The organism is Pseudomonas capeferrum, from assembly GCF_013523055.1.
Taxonomy (GTDB): Bacteria; Pseudomonadota; Gammaproteobacteria; order Pseudomonadales; family Pseudomonadaceae; genus Aquipseudomonas; species Aquipseudomonas capeferrum_A.
Genome location: NZ_JAAMQM010000003.1, coordinates 111,065 through 129,405 on the forward strand (window position 1 = coordinate 111,065; position 18,341 = coordinate 129,405).

The 18,341-nt window shown below is 65.4% G+C and carries 12 protein-coding genes; 9 read left to right on the plus strand and 3 right to left on the minus strand.

Features of this window, described 5'->3' with window-relative positions:
- Positions 1–8: 8 nt before the first annotated feature.
- From G7009_RS04440 to G7009_RS04450, 3 genes are read right to left on the minus strand one after another with little or no spacing between them, the layout of a single operon-like run.
- Entirely contained in the window at positions 9–1,196 is a 1,188-nt protein-coding gene (locus G7009_RS04440; RefSeq protein ID WP_181128804.1) for an LLM class flavin-dependent oxidoreductase, read from the minus strand.
- A 29-nt stretch (positions 1,197–1,225) separates the two neighbouring features.
- Positions 1,226–1,957 carry a class II aldolase/adducin family protein gene (locus G7009_RS04445; RefSeq protein ID WP_181128806.1) on the minus strand — a complete coding sequence of 244 codons (732 nt, stop codon included), beginning with the start codon at positions 1,955–1,957 and terminating at the stop codon, positions 1,226–1,228.
- Between the two features lie 41 nt (positions 1,958–1,998).
- Positions 1,999–3,054 carry an ABC transporter substrate-binding protein gene (locus tag G7009_RS04450; protein WP_181128808.1) on the minus strand — a complete coding sequence of 352 codons (1,056 nt, stop codon included), beginning with the start codon at positions 3,052–3,054 and terminating at the stop codon, positions 1,999–2,001.
- A 410-nt stretch (positions 3,055–3,464) separates the two neighbouring features.
- Here G7009_RS04450 and G7009_RS04455 point away from each other — a divergent pair, with 410 nt between their 5' ends.
- The 9 genes from G7009_RS04455 (at position 3,465) to G7009_RS04495 (ending at position 18,331) form a co-directional block, all read left to right on the plus strand.
- The gene (locus G7009_RS04455) at positions 3,465–4,697 is read left to right on the plus strand and encodes an acyl-CoA dehydrogenase family protein (RefSeq protein WP_181128810.1); all 1,233 of its coding nucleotides are present in this window, start codon (positions 3,465–3,467) and stop codon (positions 4,695–4,697) included.
- Positions 4,698–4,778: 81 nt separating this feature from the next.
- Positions 4,779–6,554: an ABC transporter ATP-binding protein gene (locus G7009_RS04460; RefSeq protein WP_181128811.1), complete on the plus strand. Its 1,776-nt coding sequence runs from the start codon at positions 4,779–4,781 to the stop codon at positions 6,552–6,554.
- Entirely contained in the window at positions 6,547–8,397 is a 1,851-nt protein-coding gene (locus G7009_RS04465; protein ID WP_181128813.1) for an ABC transporter ATP-binding protein, read from the plus strand. Before G7009_RS04460 ends, G7009_RS04465 begins: the two co-directional genes overlap by 8 nt.
- 537 nt (positions 8,398–8,934) lie before the next feature.
- A complete protein-coding gene (locus G7009_RS04470) occupies positions 8,935–10,086 on the plus strand; it encodes an LLM class flavin-dependent oxidoreductase (RefSeq protein ID WP_181128814.1) in 1,152 nt (383 codons plus the stop codon).
- A gap of 19 nt (positions 10,087–10,105) precedes the next feature.
- Positions 10,106–11,170: an ABC transporter substrate-binding protein gene (locus G7009_RS04475; protein ID WP_181128817.1), complete on the plus strand. Its 1,065-nt coding sequence runs from the start codon at positions 10,106–10,108 to the stop codon at positions 11,168–11,170.
- Positions 11,167–12,225: an ABC transporter substrate-binding protein gene (locus G7009_RS04480; protein ID WP_181128818.1), complete on the plus strand. Its 1,059-nt coding sequence runs from the start codon at positions 11,167–11,169 to the stop codon at positions 12,223–12,225. The genes G7009_RS04475 and G7009_RS04480 overlap by 4 nt, the downstream gene beginning before the upstream one ends.
- Positions 12,226–12,473: 248 nt before the next feature.
- On the plus strand, positions 12,474–14,717 hold the full coding sequence (locus G7009_RS04485) for a TonB-dependent receptor (RefSeq protein WP_181128820.1): 2,244 nt from the start codon (positions 12,474–12,476) through the stop codon (positions 14,715–14,717).
- A gap of 119 nt (positions 14,718–14,836) precedes the next feature.
- Positions 14,837–17,284, plus strand: coding sequence for a TonB-dependent receptor plug domain-containing protein (locus tag G7009_RS04490; RefSeq protein ID WP_181128822.1), 2,448 nt, complete (start codon positions 14,837–14,839; stop codon positions 17,282–17,284).
- Between the two features lie 294 nt (positions 17,285–17,578).
- On the plus strand, positions 17,579–18,331 hold the full coding sequence (locus tag G7009_RS04495; RefSeq protein WP_181128824.1) for an ABC transporter permease: 753 nt from the start codon (positions 17,579–17,581) through the stop codon (positions 18,329–18,331).
- Positions 18,332–18,341 lie beyond the last annotated feature (10 nt).

The window sequence follows — 18,341 nt, forward strand, 5'->3', positions numbered from 1 at the left end:
CCCTCTCCTTACGCAGGTTCAACCGCGGTCGGCTGCGTCTTGACCGCCAGACGCGGTACGTCGAAACCGTGGTCCAGCTCCAGCAGCGGGAACAGCAGGTCCGCCACCCGATGGGCCTCGTCGATCAGCGGGAAGCCCGACAGGATGAACGCCGAGGTGCCCTGGGCTTCGTATTCGCGAATACGTTCGGCGACCTGTTCGGCGCTGCCGACCAGATAGGTGCCAGCGGCCGGGCCGAGGATGTTGAAACCGAACAGGCTGGGGCCCAGCCAGACGTTGGGATGGATCTCCAGCTCGCGCGCCGTGGGCAGGTGCCCGGCGCGGATGCTGTCGAGGTTGCGCTGGATGCGTGGATCGTCGCTGACATAGCTGTCGAGCGTCTCGCCTGGCGGCAGCTGGCGTTCGATAGCCGCCCGCGCGGTCGCCAGCGAAGTGCGCTGCAAGAGGCGCTCGGCATGCGCCCAGGCTTCTTCCTCGGTCTCGCGCACGATCACCTGCAGCCGGGTGCCGTAGGTCAGCTCGCGGCCGATCCTCGCCGCTTCGGCCGCGACCCGACGGAACTTGTCGCCCAGCTTCTGCGGGGTGTCGGCGAAGCTCAGGTAGACGTCGAGCAACTGCACCGAATGGGCCACGCCCGGCGCCGAGGTACCGGCGCCCCACAGCGGGATGCCAGGCTTCTGCCGGGGTGGATGCCAGCCGCCCAACGGATGGCCGGCCGCCGCGGGCACGCGCGGCGCGAGCTTGACGTAGCGCCCGTCATAGCCAGCGGTTTCCCCTGCATAGAAGCCCTGGAAGGCACGCCAGTATTCCAGGCTGAAGTCGTAGCGCTCATCGTGTGGGTAGTGCACCCCGAGTGTCGCCAGGCCGGCGTCGTTGCCGTTGACCACGTTGAACAGCAGACGGCCGTTGGAGAACTGATCGAAGGTCAGTGCCCACTTGGCCAACACGGCAGGCGAGAGTTCGCCCGGATGCTGTGCGACGAGAAAGCGCAGCCGCGATGTGGCGTCGATCAGCGCAGCCGACACCGCCAGGCTTTCGTTGGGGCTGGAGCCGAGCAACGAGCCATAGTAGCCCAGCCGATCAGCCGCCACGGCCAGTTGCTTGAGGTGCTCGAAGTCGGTCTTCCAGCGCCCTTCGGGCTCCCACGGATAGGGGCCGTCGGGGGTGGTGAGGTACCACAGGATCTTTACCGCCATGTGCCTGCTCCTTGCGTCGAATGAGGGGATCAGTTACGCCGGTCGATGCCCGGCACCAGGCCCAGTTCGCTGGCGCGTTCGTACAACCCGCTCATCTTCCATTGCTGGGTGAGCACGCCAGGACCATAGGGGCGAGAACCGCCCAGCGCGTCGGCGAGCAGCTGGATCTGCGCTCCCTCCTCCAGCAGCAGGATGAATTCGGCAGTCGCTCGCAGACCCTGCTTGCCCCACACGGTGGAGCCGCCGTTGGCCTCGAGGATCGCCAGGTTGAACGGGTTTTCGGCGATCTTGTCGAGGATGAAGTCCACTTCCGCCTGGCGACGGTCGATGTACACCGGCAGCTCGCGGGCCAGCTGGTAGCGCTGCACCGGCACATAGTGGAATGGCAGGGTACGGTGGGTCTGAGCCCAGGCGCCGAGGTACGGGCTGTGTACGTGAGACACGGTAGTGACATCGGCGTGGGTCTGGAACAGCTTGGTGTAGCGGCCCAGGCCTCCTTTGCCCTTGCCGACGACCACGTTGCCGGAGAAGTCCGTGACGGTGGCCTGCAAGGGCTTGCGATGATTCCACGGACCGCCGTAGTTCACCGACACCAGCAGCTCCTCACCGGGCACCCGCTCGATGAAGCCCACGGTACCGTTGGCGGTAATGGTGTTGGTTTCGCGGAACACGGTGAAGGCTGCCTCGGCTTCGGCGACCACGTGGTCGATAAAGGCTTGCAGCTCGGCAGTGACGGGGCGTTCCTTGATCAGTACGGTCATGTCGGTTTTCCTGTTCTGGATACGGTGGTTCGATTGCGACGTCAGGCGCGGCGCTGGGCCAGCAGTTCATGAGCAGCGTGCAGGGGGCGTGGATCGACCCAGTCGGCGATACTGAAATCGCCTTCCAGGAAGCCATGCAGGTAAAGGAAGTCCTTCTGGGTGCTCAGGAAGGCCAGGCGCTGCTCGGACAGGTCCGGCGCCAGAGTGGCGTGGAAGTCACCCCGGTAGGCGTCGGCCACGCCCTGGCTGCCGGCGCGGGTCTCGTCTTCGAGGAAGCCGTTGAGCGCGTCGCGGTTGCCGGCGGCCCACTCGGCGGCACGCAAGGTCTGGGCGAGGAAACGCACCACCAGGTCGAAGTGGTTGTCGAGCAGGTGCTGATGCACGGTGATCGGCCTTGGCGTACCGTTGTTGATTCGGTGGCGCGGGTCAGGCAGCAGGTCGAGGTCGACTCCCACCACCAGGCCCAGTCGGCGCGCCGCATCGGCAGCCGCTGCGCCCTTGACGTAGACGGCATCGACCTCACCTCGTGCCAGGTAGTCGAGGCCCGACCACAGGCGCTGCAGCCCCAGTTGAGGCGTGGCGGCACCGGCCTGATCGAGCAGCGCCACCTCGACCAACCGCACGTCTTCCAGGTACAGGCCCGCCGAGGCCAGAGCGCCCTTGTAGCCCTGCAGACTCATGGCGCGGGCGATGCTGCCGGGCCGGCTGTCGGCCCAGGCCGGCAAGGCCAGACGCTTGCCGCGCAGGTCGGCGGCGCTGCGGATGCCGGAGTCCGGGCGAACCAGAATGGTCTGCCACTCCTCGATCCAGGTCAGGCCGATCAGCTGGCTGGGCGAGCCCGACGCGCGAGCTGCCAGGGCAGGCACGTTGCCGCCTTCGCGAAACAGGCCTGGGAGCTGGTGATCGTAATGGTGGTGGCCGAGCTGGCGGGCCTCCTGCAGGGTCGAGACCGGCAGGCCGTCGCGGGCGAATTCTTCCGCCAACCAGCCAAGCCTGTAGGCGATGCCCGAGGCGGTAGGAACGGGGCAGCGGGTGAACCAGATACGCTCCAGGGCGGAGGGATCTTGCGCTTGCAGCGTGGGCGTGGCGAGGGTCATGGGGTGGCTCCTTTGTGCGTCGTCACACGGCCATTGCAGCGTGCGTGCCAACCGCTCGGTGGCCCGGTTTACGGGCTTTCGGGGATCGCCGGGCGGCGTACAGTGCTGGGCAGGGAGCAAGACTGCGGGTGGACTGCTGCCAGATCAGCAGACGCAGCGTGACGGTGTGGTGCTGGAGCAACAGGGCGGAGGCTCGAAGCCCTGGAGCATGGGGCATTGCGGGTAATGGCAAAGAACTTGCTCAAGGGTTGAGGACCGCGGTGCAGCCATCGCGGGCAAGTCGCATCGGCGAACCGCCGCTCCTCCAAGGTTCGAGGTCGACGCGAAACCTGTGAGAGCGGCGGTTCGCCGATGCGACTTGCCCGCGAAAGGAACGCACTGGCCCTACCAAACAAACTTGAGACCACTTCATGAGCGCCATCGAACCCTGCCCCGCCCGACGCTTGACCAGCGAAGCCGAAGCCATCGACGTTGCCCGCCAGGTCGCCGAGCAGATCGCCGAACTCGCTGCCGACCCGATCAACAATGGCCAACTGCCGTACCGCCAGGCCGAGTTGCTGTCCAGCAGCGGTCTCACCGCCATCGGGGTACCAGCCGAGTTCGGCGGCCTCGGCGCCTCCGTGCAGACCCTCGTCGAGACGGTGCGCCTGATCTCCGCCGCGGACGGTGGCGTCGGCCAGTTGCTGCAGATCCATAACGTGATGCTGCGCGGCATCTACACCAGCTACGCCGATGACGTGCGTGATCGGCTGATCGCCGATGTCCTGTCTGGCAAGCGCTTCGGCAATGCCCTGGCCGAAGTCGGCGGCAAGAACAAGTTCGCCCTCAAGACCCGCGTCGAGCGCCGTGGCGATGGCAAGCTGGTGCTCAATGGCAGCAAGTTCTACTCCACCGGCTCCTACCTGGCCGAATGGATATCGCTGACCGCTGCCAGCGCAGACGGTGGCGTCGGTATCCTGCTGCACCGCGACACGCCCGGGCTGACCCTGGTCGACGACTGGCAGGCCTTCGGGCAGCAGAACTCGGTGAGCGGCACGGTGAACTTCGACGAAATCGTGCTCGACGAGCGCTACCTGTCGCGGCGTAGCGGTCCTATGAAACGCACCGGCCTGACCTTCCCGCAGATCCTCCACGCCGCCATCGACACCGGCATTGCCGCCGGCGCGCTGCAGGCCGGCGTGCACTACCTGCGCGAGCATGCCCGGGCCTGGGTGGAAAGTGGCGTCGAGCGCGCCAGCGATGAGCCGCACGTCATTCGCCAGATCGGCGAGTACGCGGTGGCCCTGCGCGGGGCAGAGTCGGTGCTGCGCGATGCCGCGCGGGTGTTCGACGAACATGAGCGCGATCCGCAGAACAAGACCTTGCAGGACGAACTGATTCTCTCGGTAGCCACCGCCCGCGCCCATTCCGATGCCGCGTCGCTGAGGATTTCCAGCGACCTGTTCTCGCTGCTGGGGGCCAGTGCTTCGCTGAGCAAGTGGAACCTCGACCGTTTCTGGCGCAATGCCCGTGTCCACACCACCCACGACCCGATCCGCTGGCGCCTGCACAACGTCGGCAATTACTACCTCAACGGCGCGGACCCAGGCGAGTACACCGCCGTGCTCAATGCCAAGGAAACCCAGGGCGCCACGCGCCGTTGAACCCTCCGCCCGGCCCGCTGCGCACGTACCGCGCAAGCGGGACCCGTGGGTGGCCAGCATCAGTCCTGATCGAGCCTCTTCATGAACCACCCTCTCCTGCGCGCCCTGGCCATCTATCGCGAGATGCCTTGGCGTTTCATCCTGGTCACCGCGCTCTATATCGCCGGTAACCTGGGCCTGGTCTGCCAGCAGTGGCTGATCGGCCATGCGGTCGACGATGTCAGCACCGGCCACGCCGTGGTGCGGCTGCCCAATGGCGGCCTGGACGCCTCCGTGGCCTGGCACTGGCTATGGTTGCTGCTGGCCATCGCCTTGGGCCGCGGCGTGCTGCAATATGCCGCCGCGGTACTGTCCCTGGTGCTCAGCCAGGCCCTGCTGACGCGCCTGCGTGAACGCATCCTCATCCAGGTTCAGCGCCTGCACCTTGGCTATCACTGGCGCCATGGCATGGGCGAACTGGTGACCCGCACCACCCGCGACGCGGACAAGGTACGCGACGCCTTGATCACCTTCTGGCGGCAGATCGTCGAAACGCCACTGGTGGTGATGGCCACGGTCGGCTTGCTCAGCTGGTACGACCCATTACTGGGTCTGGTGCCGCTGCTATTGACCGGGGTCGGGCTGTGGCTGTTCATCGTGCAGACCGATCGGCTGGTCACGCTCGATCGCGCGGTGGCCGCCGCCTACGACCAGGTCAGCCAGGACCTGGCCGAAGGCATCGGTGGCGTGCGGGTCATCAAGGCGTTCGGCCTGGAAGACCAGCGTATCGAGCGGTTCGCCGCGCAGGTAGAGATGTTCACCGGCCATGCGCGCGCCGCGCTGGCCTACGCCAGCTCACGCATTCCGTTACCCCAGGCGGTGGTGGCGCTTGGGCATGTCTGGATACTGGTATACGGCGCTCACCGGGTGGCTGCCGGTGCACTGGGCATCGGTGAGCTGGTCACCTCCCTGCTGGTGGCTACCACGCTGGTGTTTCGGATCGAAGGCATCGGCCGGGTCATGCAGACCTTCGCCGATGCCCGCGCCAGTGCCGAGCGCATCTGGCAACTGCTGGACGAGCGCCCGGCGATCGTCGGCGGCCAGACCCTCCTGCCGCAAGGACCTCTGGGCCTGAAGCTGGCGCGGGTGCGTATCGCTGCGCCGGACGGTGGGCGTGACATCTTGCGCGACTGCTCACTGACATTGCAGCCCGGCGAAGTGGTGGCGCTGGTCGGCGCGACCGGTACCGGCAAGAGCCTGCTGGCCAGCCTGTTGCCGCGCCTGGCCGATGTGCAGGATGGCGCCGTGCAGGTCGGCAGTGACGCTGCGGGCTGGCACGATGTGCGCGACCTGGACCTCGCCGACCTGCGCCGGCGGGTACAGGTATTGCCTCAAGAGAGCTTCCTGTTCTCCGACAGCCTGGCCGCCAACCTGCGCCTCGCCGCGCCGCATGCCAGCGAGGCACAACTGCATGAAGGCCTGCGCCTGGCCGCGGCCGCGGATGTGCTGGAACGCCTGCCGCACGGTCTGGACACCCCCTTGGGCGATCGCGGCGTGACTCTCTCCGGCGGCCAGCGCCAGCGTCTGTGCCTGGCCCGGACAATGCTCGGCTCACCGGACATCCTTTGCCTCGACGATGCCACCAGTGCACTCGATGCCCTGGGTGAACGCCAGGTATTGGACAACATCCGCCACCTGCGCGGCGTGCCCGGACGTGGCCCGACCTTGTTGCTGATCACCAGCCGGCTATCGACCCTGCTGCTGGCCGACCGCGTGCTGATGCTCGAGGACGGCCGTATCAGCGCCAGCGGCAGCCATGCCTGTCTGAGCGCGAGCAATGCCCACTACCGCGACCTGCTGGGGATCGAGCATGGCTGAACCGCGCAACAAGACACCCAGCGACATCGAAATCGAGCAGCGCCTGGCGCGCCAGGCACTGGACCGTGGCATGTTCGACCGCCTGCTACCGCTGCTGCGGCCGATTCGCGGGCAGATCATGGCAGTGATCGGTATCGAACTGCTGCTGGTATTCACCGTATTCCTGCGGCCCTGGTTCGTGCGCGAGTTGCTCGACAACGGTCTGGTGCCCAGCGCCGATCACTGGTTGCTGGACGAGCGCCTGGTACTGTGGCTCGGGCTCGGGCTGGCGGCGAGCTGGCTGGGGCGCTTCGTGCTCGCCGGGGTCTCGCAGTTCATTGCCGGACGTGCGGCGATCCGCGTGCTCAACGCGCTGCGGGTAACCGTGTTCGCCCATGTCCAGGCGCTGTCGGTGAGCTATTTCGACCAGACTCGCGCCGGGCGCATCATTTCCCGCGCCGACCGCGATGTCGACGCCCTTGAGCCATTGCTGGTGCAGGGCCCACCGGAACTGCTCGGGGCCCTGCTCCGCTGCGGCCTGGCGGCAGTGTTGCTGTGGCGCATCGAGCCGAGCTTCTTCTACAGCCTGGCCGCTACGGTACCCCTGCTGGCGCTGGCCACTTGGCGCTTCAAGCGTGTCTCCCAGCGCAACTGGGCCAAGGTCGCCGAACAGCGCAGCCGCTTCACCGCGCACCTGGTCGAGAGCGTCAGCGGCGTGCGGCTGATTCAGCAATGTGGTCAGGAGCACACCAACCAGACCCGCTACCGGCAGCTGCTGGAAGATTTCAACCAGGCACTGATCCGCGGCAGCCTGCGCGCCGGCTGGTTCGCGCCGTTCACCGCACTGCTGAGCACGGCCGGCATGGCGCTGCTGCTGTTGGTGGGTGGCTACGGTCTGGCCGAAGGCAAGGTCAGCGTGGGCCAGGTGGCCGAGAGCCTGTTCTACGTGTTCCTGTTCCTGGGGCCTTTGCAGGAGCTGTCGGACCTGTTCGAACGCTATGCGACGGGCAGCGCCTCGGCGCAACGGATCTTCCTGCTGCTCGACACTCGCCCGCAGGTACTCGACCCACCGCTGCCACGCCCGCTGGCCAAGGCCCACGGCACGGTGGACTTCGAGCATGTCGGCTTCGCCTATACCCCGAACAGTCCCCGCCCGGTGATCGACGGGCTCGACCTGCACATCCCCGCGGGTGAAGTCCTCGCCATCGTCGGCCCCTCCGGGCATGGCAAGAGCACCTTGGTGCAATTGCTGACCCGTTTCTATGAAGTCCACAGTGGCGCGGTGAAGCTGGACGGCATCGACCTGCGCGAACTGGCCCAGCATGACCTGCGGCGCAATGTCGGCGTTGTCCTGCAGGACAACGTGCTGTTCAGCGGCAGCATTCTCGACAACCTGCGCCTGGCCGCGCCTGCCGCCGACGATGCGCGGCTGGTGGCCGCCGCCCGCGAGCTGGGTGCGGACGAGGTGCTTGAACGCTTGCCCCAGCGCTATCACACCGAGGTCGGCCCGCTGGGCTCGTACCTGAGCCACGGGCAGCGCCAGTTGGTGTGCCTGGTCCGCGCCTACCTGGCCGACCCTGCGGTGCTGGTACTCGACGAGGCCACCTCGGCGGTCGATGTGCATACCGAGAGGCGCATCCAGCAGGCTCTGCGTCGCCTGTGCCAGGGCCGCACGGCGATCATCATCGCCCATCGGCTGGCGACCATCCGCGATGCCGATCGGATCGCCGTGGTCAGGCATGGTCGGATCGTGGAGCAAGGACCACATGCGCGGCTGATTGGCCAGGGAGGCGCTTATGCCGCGTTGTACGACGCTTATCTGCGCAGTGCCGGGGAGGTCGTGGCGGATGGGGTCGAGGCCTGATCAGGGAGCGCATATGGACCTTAGGTACAGGTCGCTTGATGCGGTGGCGCCTTCGAGATCGAGCGCCGCCTGCGCGGCGCAAGGTCGTTCCTTTAGCACAGATTCCAACTCATTGACTTAGCGAGGTCCCCGTGGGAGCGGGCTTGCCCGCGAACACCGGCGAAGCCGGTGCCCTATTGCGCGGTGCTCGCTTCGCGGGCAAGCCCGCTCCCACGGGGTATGCGGCGTACCCACTGGCATCTTTTCTGCGCGACTGCGGAGCCAGCGTCGCGCGGGCGGCGCTCGCTCTTCAGGGCCCCATCACTTTCACGCCATACAGGCGGCGGCCATCACGCGGTTGCAGTCCATTCTCCCGGACTTACCCGCGGCAAACCCGATGCTGCTCCCCCAGCACCCGTTGCTGCCCGACTGCTGCCACAGCAGCAGTGCGCCCCGGCCCGGGCTCGCAAGCCCCCGCTGCACAGGCCTGCCGCCCTGTATGGCACAGCCGTTGCACCAGCCGTTCCATCCGCGCAACTCCCCTTTCAGGAGCCTCTCATGACCACCGAATTCTTCTGGCGCCTGCCCTTGGGCACCGATGGCCCACAGCTGTCCACCGACCGGCACAACCGTGGCAACCCCCAGCATCGCCCCGGCAACATCGCCCCCGGTCGCTTGCCCAATGGCGAAGCTGACGGCTTCACCTACATAGACTACATCGCCCAAGTGGCCAAGGCCGCCGAGCTGGCGGGCTTCGAGGGGGCACTGCTGCCTACCGGGCCAGAGCCGTGGATCGCCGCCGCGGCACTGGCGCGCGAGACCCGGCGCATTCGCTTCCTGATCGCGTTCCAGGCCACCTGGACCCTCCCCGCCTATGCCGCCCAACAGGCGGCGATCCTGCAAAACCTGAGCGGCGGAAGGCTGGACTGGAACATCATCACGGGCGGCAATCCGGCCAGCCAGCGCGCCAATGGCGACTTCCTCGAACATGACCTGCGCTACAAGCGTACCGGCGAGTTTCTCGACGTGATCCAGGGCCTGTGGGAGCAGGACAAATTCTCCTACGAAGGCGAGATCTACCGACTGGAACAGGGCAGCCTGCCACCGGGCCTGCAACATGAACGCAAACCGGGCGTGTACTTCTCCGGCTTTTCCGATGCCGCGCTGCAAGTGGCCGCGCGTCACGCCGATGTCTACCTCAACTGGGCCGAGCCGATCGACAAGCTCAAGCCGCACATCGAGCGGGTCAGGGAACTGGCGGACAAGCAGGGTCGCACGGTGCGCTTCGGTCTGCGGGTCGATCTGTTCGCCCGGGAAACCGAGGAGCAGGCCTGGCGCGAGCTGCGCCAACAGTTCGATCGCTTGGAGGGCAACGCCAGCGCCACGGCCAAGGGGTTCATCAGCGGCTCGGACTCGGTCGGTGGCGCACGCCAGGCCGCCTATCACCAGCACCTGCAGGGTTTCGACGAGCTGATCCTGGCCCGTAACCTGTGGGCCGGCTTCGCCAAGGCCAAGCCTGGACCGACCGTGGGGCTGGTAGGCAGCCACCAGAACATCGCCGAACGCCTGGCCGAATACCGCGATGCCGGCTTCAGTACCTTCATCCTGGCCGGCAACCCACATCTGGAAGAGGCCTTGCGTATCGGCCAGGAAGTGCTGCCGCTGGTGCAACAGGCCACAGTCGCTCCCTCTTTGCAGGCCAGCGCCTGAACCGAAACGGAGCATGAACATGAGCCTACCCCTCGACACTCTCTGGTATACCCGCTGTCCGGTACCGACCGGCCTGGGCATCGCTGTGCAACAAGGCTGGCTGCAGGACGATCTGGCCCGCCTGGGCACTCGGGTGCAGTCCTTGCGCGAGGCCGACGAGCAGGCGGTGCGTGAATCGCACTTCGATCACAGCCTGCTCAATTCAGTGCGCCACGGCGGCAGCATCCCGGCGATCTGGGCCCGCGCCCAAGGCCGAGCGACCCGCGTGATCGGCCTGTCGTGGGCCGACGAGACGCAACTGATCCTGACCCGTCCGGACAGTGGCATCCGCACCGTCAAGGACCTCAAAGGCCGTCGCTTCGGCCTGCCCGACTGGGCAGCGGTCCAGATCGATTTCACCCGCGCTCAGGCTCTGCGTGGCCTGGAAAATGCCCTGAAACTCGAAGGCCTGCGGGTAGGCGACGTGCAACTGATCGACTATCGCTACCAGGGCACCTTCAGCGATCGGCCAGTGCGCAATGTCGCTGGAACACCGGTATCCGGCACCCTGAGCGAAGGTCGCAACCTGGAGCTGACAGGCCTGCTGCGCGGCGAGGTCGACGCGATCTTTCTCAAGGGGGCCGGTGCCGTGCAACTGGCTCATGCCTTCGCCCTGCACACGGTCATCGACATTGGCAGCCATCCCGACCCGTTGATTCGCAGCAACAACGGCACCCCGCGCACCCTTGCGGTGGACGAGCATCTGCTGGCGCAGCATCCCGAGGTCGCCCGCGCCTTGCTCGCCTCGGTACTGCGTGCCGAACGCTGGGCAAAGCAACATCCGGAAGAGACCCGCCGCTACCTCGCCCGGGAAACCAACAGCAGTGAATACTGGGTCACTGTCGCCTATGGCGACGACGCCCACCTGCGCTTGGACACCCGCCTGGATGAACGGGCCATCGTTGCCCTGCAGGACTTCGTCGAGTTCCTCGAGCGGTGGCGCTTCATCCCAAGCAGCTTCGCTGTACGCGACTGGATCGACCGTCGTCCACTGGACCACCTGCTGGCCCCCACTCCCATGGACAGGAAGCCCGTAACCCCATGAGCAAGCCATTGGAAACACTCTGGTACACCCACAGCCCCGTGCCAACCGGCCTGGGTATCGCCGTGCAGTCGGGGCGCCTGGCCGAGGCCTTCGCCCCGTTTGGCACCAGTATCCAGTCGTTGCGCGAGTCCAGCGAACGAGAGGTACGTGAAGCCCACTACGATCATCACCTGCAGAACTCCGTGCGCCATGGCGGCAACATCCCGGCGATCTGGGCTTATGCCAGTGGCGTCGACACGCGTGTGCTGGGGCTGTCGTGGAGCGATGAAGTACAGCTGATCCTGACCACCGAAGAAAGCGCCGTGCGCAGTATTCGCGACCTGAGGAACCGCCGCTTCGGCCTGCCGAAGTGGGCCAACGTACAGATCGACTTCACCCGCGCCCAAGCCCTGCGCGGGCTGGAAAACGCCCTGAAACTCGAAGGCATGACCGTGGCCGATGTCGAACTGGTCGATTATCCCTACGGCGGGACCTACAGCGACGACGCCAAGCAGCACCTGTATGGCGCCGAGGTGAGCCTGGACACCAGCCGCTTCAGCCGACGCAACAACGAGCTGATCGGTCTGTTGCGCGGTGATATCGATGCGATCTTTCTCAAAGGCGCCCATGCGGTTCAACTGGCCCACGAGTTCGGTCTGCGCGTGGTGGTCGATACCGGCAGCCACCCCGACCCGCTGATCCGCAGCAATAACGGCACACCGCGCACCCTGACCGTCGATGGCCACCTGCTGGAACAGCACTTCGATGCCAGCCGCACGCTCGTCGATACCGTGCTGCGCACCGAGCAATGGGCCTGGGCCAACCCGGACGAGACCCGGCGCTTCCTCGCTCGGGAACTCAATACCAGCGAATACTGGGTAGCGGCGGCCTATGGCGAGGATGCGCACCGGCGTCTGCGCACGACCCTGGACAGCCGCTCGATCGACGCGCTGCAGGACTTCACCGAGTTTCTGTTTCGGTGGGGGTTCATTGCGCGCAGGTTCGAGGTGCGCGAGTGGATCGATTTCAGCGTGCTGGAAAGTGTGATCGGCTCGACCTCTCGCTTGGCGGTCTGATTGCACCCAGGGGCACCGAGTGCCCCTTTCCCAGCGCCCGGCGTCCAGCCGTCCCCCATACCAACGCTGTCGTGCTGCTCCATCAACACCTGCTGCCCCAGCAGCACCGCGCAAGCACTTCATTGCTGCACGGGCTGCAACACCTCTTCTAAACTCCGGTATTATCATTAAAAATCAATAAGTTATAGATATGGCACAGTCCCTGCTCTGTCTCTCCTCAACAACGCTTACAGACGGGGAGATTCACCATGTACCAACTCCATCCACTGACGCGCCAGATCAGCCTGGCGCTACTGGTCGCCAGCACCGGCAGCCAAGCCATCGCCGCCAGCGATGAAGACAAGAAGGACGCCGCGCTCGAAACCGTCACGGTCACTGCTCAGCATCGCGAGCAGACCTTGCAGGAAGTCCCGGTGGCTGTGTCGGCCATCAAGGGCACCAGCATCACTGCCGATGGGGTGCGGTCGATGGGCGACCTCACCACCTTCGTGCCCAACGCCGCCGCCAAGAATCCTGATGGCGATGGCCGTCCACGCTGGTACATCCGCGGGCTAGGGACTGGCGATACGGGCGCGGCAACCGTCTACCCGGTGGGGATCTACGCCGACGACGTCTACCTCAATGCGCCGATTGCCGGCGGCGGCCCGCTTTTCGACCTCGAACGCATCGAAATCCTGCGTGGACCGCAAGGCACGCTGTATGGCAAGAACACCACCGCCGGCGCAGTCAACGTGATCTCGAAGAAGCCGACATTCGACACCGACGGCTACGGCACGATCGGCTTTGGCAGCAAGAACGAGCGCATCGTCACCGGCGCAATCGGCAGCGCCCTGGTGGACGAGAAGCTGGCCGGGCGCGTGTCGCTGTATTCCGAGGAGCGCGACGGTTTCCAGAACAACGACTTCGACGGCAATACCTACGGCGACGTGAACAAAAAGGCTATCCGCCTGCAGTTCCTCGCCCAGCTCACCCCGGACCTTGACGCTCTGCTCAAGCTCCACAGCCGCCAGTTCAAGGGCGATGGCAGCAACGGCTCGCTACCGGTCGGACGCTACTACAACGTTGGCTACCAACGCCCTCAAGGCCGCGATATTTCGCTCAACGTCGACGAAGATTATCGCCTTGACCATGATGGCGCTTCGCTGACCTTCAACTGGTACCTGGGCGATTACACCCTGACCTCGATCAGCGCCTATGACTACATTCGCAACCGCTCGACCTCCGATGCCGACTACACGCCTTATGAGGTCAACGGCGCGGCGATCACCGACAACAGCTACCGCCAGTGGTCCCAAGAGCTGCGCCTGGCCTCGCCGGAGGACCGCCCCCTGCACTGGCTGCTGGGCGCCCATTACTTCCACGAGGACCTGGACAGTTCGGCCCAGCGCATCGTCATCCCGGGCCCGACGCCCAACGGTACCGGCTCGAATCAGGTCGGCACCACCGCATTGCGCGACATGGGCTTTGACCACCGCACCGACAGCTACGCCCTGTTCGGCAACCTGACCTACGACTTCACCGATGACTTCAGCGTCACCGGTGGCCTGCGCTGGACCCAAGAGAAAAAGGACATCGACCTGGATCTGGTGCAACTGACCCGCGCCACCGCCGACGGCCCCCTGATCCCGCTGGGCGGAGTCGGCACCAACGGCAATCGCCAGGAAGACAAGACCTGGGAAGCCTGGACCTACGACCTGACGCCCGAATACCGCATCAACGACAACCTCAGGGTGTTCTTCCGTTACGCCCACGGCTTCCGCTCCGGTGGCTTCAACACCGGGCTGTCGACCAGCCTGGCGCAGTTGACCACGGTCGATCCGGAAGAACTGGATGCCTATGAACTGGGGCTGAAGTCGGAGTGGTTCGAGCGCCGCCTGACCGTCAACGCCAACGTCTTCTACTACGACTATTCCGACATCCAGGTGAACCTGCTGACGGTCAACAACGGCGTGCTGACCACGGCACTGACCAACGGTGCCAAGGGCAAGGTCAAAGGCGCAGAACTCGAGATCGAGGGTCAGCCGACAGACCGCCTGCACTTGCGCGCGGCCGTGTCGTTCCTCGATACCGAGTACACCGACTTCAAGAACACCAACCCCACCACCGGCGCGGTCACCGGTGACTACAGCGGCAACAGCTTCGTGCGCTCGCCACGCCACGTGGTCTCCCTGGGTGCCGACTACACCATCCCGCTGCAGGTCGGCGGCAAACTGGTGGCCGGCGGCGACGTGAGTTTGCGCGACAAGGAATACTTCCTCGCCGACCGTCAAAGCAGCGCTGACCAGACCCTCAGCCAGCCTCACTACACCTTGGCCAACGCTCGCCTGACCTGGCTCAGCGCCGACGACAAGCTCAGCGTGACCGGCTTCGTCAACAACCTGACCGACCGCCGCTATCAGGTCCATGGCCGCCCCAACGGGACCGCGGGGCAGTACGTGATCACCTATGGCGACCCGCGCACGGTCGGCTTGAGTGTCACCAGCCGGTTCTAGCCAGCCCTATCAGACCCCTTCGTGGCAGCTCGCGCCTACAGATCCGACGCGCAATCTGTGGGAGCGAGCTGGCCCACGAACAGGCTGCACTGCCAATACAAACACCAGCAGGAACCCTTATGCCTCATCACTCTCTCCTGACCAGCGCCATCGCGCTGGCCATCGGCAGCCTTGCCGTGCCCACCCTGGCCGCCGAGTCCACCGACCCCCTCGACACCGTGGTGGTGATCGGCACCCACCGCAGTGATATCACCGCCCTGCAGAGCGCCGCACCTGTCGACGTACTGAGCGGCGAGAAGCTTCAGGAGACCGGTGCCGGCGACCTTTCCGCCGCGCTCACCGCACTATCCCCTTCGTTCAGCTTCCCGCAATCGCCCCAGGGTGCCTTCGCCGGCTCCATCGCTCAGGGCGCCTCGCTGCGCGGCCTGGCCTCCGACCAGGTGCTGGTACTGGTCAACGGCAAACGTCGACATACCAGCGCCAACGTCACCCGCCAAGGCCTGGTGAATGCCCGCGGTGCTGCAGCGGTCGACCTCAGCCTGATCCCGCTCGCGGCCATCGAACGGGTGGAAATCCTGCGCGACGGCGCCGCCGCCCAATACGGCTCGGATGCCATTGCGGGGGTGATCAACATCGTACTCAAGGAGCGTGATGACGGTGGCAACGCCGGCTACCGTTTCGCCGGCTACGACAAAGGCGACGGTCTGCAACGCAAGCTCAGCGGCTGGAAAGGCTTTGCCTTGCCAAACGATGGCTTCCTCACCCTGGCCTTCGATGCCGGCAGCCAGGACCCGGCCAGCGATACCCGCGATGACAACCGAATCTTCTATCCAGGGTCGACTGGCATTGACACCCCGCGCGAACAGAACAACCGTTACCGCAACTGGCGATGGGGCTCGGGCAACGTCTCGGACCAGTACAACTTCACCGCCAACGCCGAGACGGGCCTGAGCGAGGGCCTGAGCGCGTACGGCTTCGCCACCTATGCGCACAAGAACACGGATGCAGAGAACTTCTTCGACCCACCCACCACTCTGCGCAACAACTACGGCGGCGTGGCCGTGACGCGCTATCCCGATGGCCGTCTGCCGGTCACCCGCTATGGGCTGGAGGACTTCGCCGTTACCGGTGGCTTGCGTTACGAGGACCAAGCCCTGGGCCATTTCGACCTGGCACTGAACTACGGCAACAACCGTGTGGATTCCACCGATCGCGACGCCATCAATCCCAGCTGGGGCAGCGCCAGCCCCTCGACCCTCTACACCGGACGGCGCGAGGCCGATCAGACCAACCTGACCCTGGACTGGACACGGGATTTCGCCGATGGCTGGCTGTTCAAGCCGCTGACCGTCTCCGCAGGGCTTGCCTGGCGCCAGGAAAATTACGACCTCAGCGAAGGTGACGCGGCCGGCTGGGCCAACGGGCCGCTGTTCAACACCGTCGATCCTGTCACCGGGCGGCGTACCCCTGGCTACTATTCGGGCATAACCCAGGTCGATGCCGTGTCGCTGGATCGCCGTGTGATCGGTGCCTATTTCGATATCGAAGCCCAGGTCACCGAGAAATTCCAGGCCGGTGTAGCCGTGCGCAGCGAGCACTATTCGGATTTTGGCGACACGACCAACGGCAAGCTGTCGCTGCGCTATGACTTCACTCCCGAAATCGCCGCGCGGGCCAGCGCCAGCACCGGCTACCGCGCGCCATCGTTGGTGCAGAGCGGGTTGTCGTCGTTCAGTGTGCAGGTGGTCGAACAACCACCGGGCAGCGGCAACTGGGTCGAAGTACAGCAACGCACCCTGCGCGCCGACAGTCCGGAAGCCGCGCTGCTCGGTGGCAAGGCGCTCAAGCCCGAAGAGTCGACCAACGTCTCGCTGGGCCTGGTCTGGCGCCCGCTGCCCAATGCCTCGCTGACCCTCGACGCCTACCGCATCGATATCGACAACCGCATCACTTTGTCGGATCAACTGCCTTCGTCGGTGGTCACGCCGATTTTCGCCGGAACGCCTTACGCCAACATCCAGAGCGCCGCGTTCTATACCAATATCGCCGACACCCGTACCGATGGCGTGGAACTGGCCGGCCATTATCAGCTCGACCTGGGCCACTGGGGGCGCCTGGATTTCAACGGCGGCTATGCGCGCAACAACACCCGCATCACAGGCCTGGACGACGTCGGGGGGATCCCAGGAAACCAGATCATCGGCCGCAATACCCAAGGTCTGATCGAGGACGGTACACCCAAGGACAAGTTGATTCTGAGCGCCAACTGGCTGCATGACGGCTGGAGCGTCACCTTGGCCCAACGCCGCTATGGCCAATGGCAGAGCCGCAACGCTGCCAATCCGGCACTGGATCAAACCTTCAGCCCGCAATGGGTGACCGACCTGGATGTCTCGTACCGCTTCGACCTGGGCCTGACCCTGTCGGCGGGTGCGATCAACCTGTTCGACAGCCATCCTGACAAGCTTGAAGGGGCTCAGTTGTATGGGGTACCGAAATATTCGGTCACCAGTCCCGAGGGAGCGCAGGGCGCGTTCTATTACACCAGCGTCGGTTATGATTTCTGATCCTCGATCGGGGTGAAGTCTTCGCGGGCAAGTCGTATTGGCGAACCGCCGCCCCACATGGCCTTGCATACCGCAAGGCTGCGATCGACTCGGACTCTGTGGGCGCGGTGTCGCCGATACGACTCGCCCGCAATGAGATTTCTCGCCCCAGCTTGCTGACCGCCTGCTGCTACAGCAGCACCTCACTGCTGCCCCAGCATCACTCCCCGCCTGCCGCTCCCATAAAACCCGCCCCAGGCGCCCTGGCACAGCTCTTGCGATAGGCCTCTCATCTCTCGCTTTCCAAGGCCTGCCATGCGCTTGCTCTCGCCTCTCTCCTGGCTGATATCCCCCTTGGCCCTGCTCACACTCTGGGCCTTGGTGGCCAAGGCTGGGCTGTTTCCCGTCAACCTGCTGGTGCCGCCACTGGAGGTCTGGCATAGCTTTGCCGAACTGCTGGCCACCGGCGAGCTGCAGGAGCACCTGAGCGGCAGCCTCTCGCGCCTGGCCCTGGGCTTTGCCGGCGGGTCGCTGGCGGGCCTGGCGTTCGGCACCGCGCTGGCATTGTCAAAAACGCTGGAGGCCTATTGCGCGCCGCTGTTCCACACCCTACGGCAAATCCCCAGCATCGCGCTGATTCCGATGTTCGTTCTGCTGTTCGGCGTCGATGAGACCTTCAAGGTCGTGATCGTTGCCAAAACCGCATTCTTTCCCGTGGCTTTGGCCACGTGTGAAGGGGTTCGCGCCATCCCGCGCAGCCACTTCGAGGTAGCGGCCGTGTACCGCCTGCGCTGGACCACGCTGGTCGGGCGCATCGCCCTTCCCGCCGCAGTACCGGCGATCGTGACCGGCGTACGCGTGGCCCTGACCCGCGCGTGGGTGGTGCTGGTGGCCTGTGAACTGCTGGCCGCCGACAGCGGTCTGGGGCAAATGATCGAAATGGCTCGGCAAATGCTGCGTATCGATGTGGTGATGGTCGGGGTCGTGGTCACCGGTGTGATCGGTTTTACCCTGGATTTTGGCCTGCGGCGCCTCGAGCGTCGCTTGTCCAACTGGCAAAGCCGCTGAGGAGGCGTTG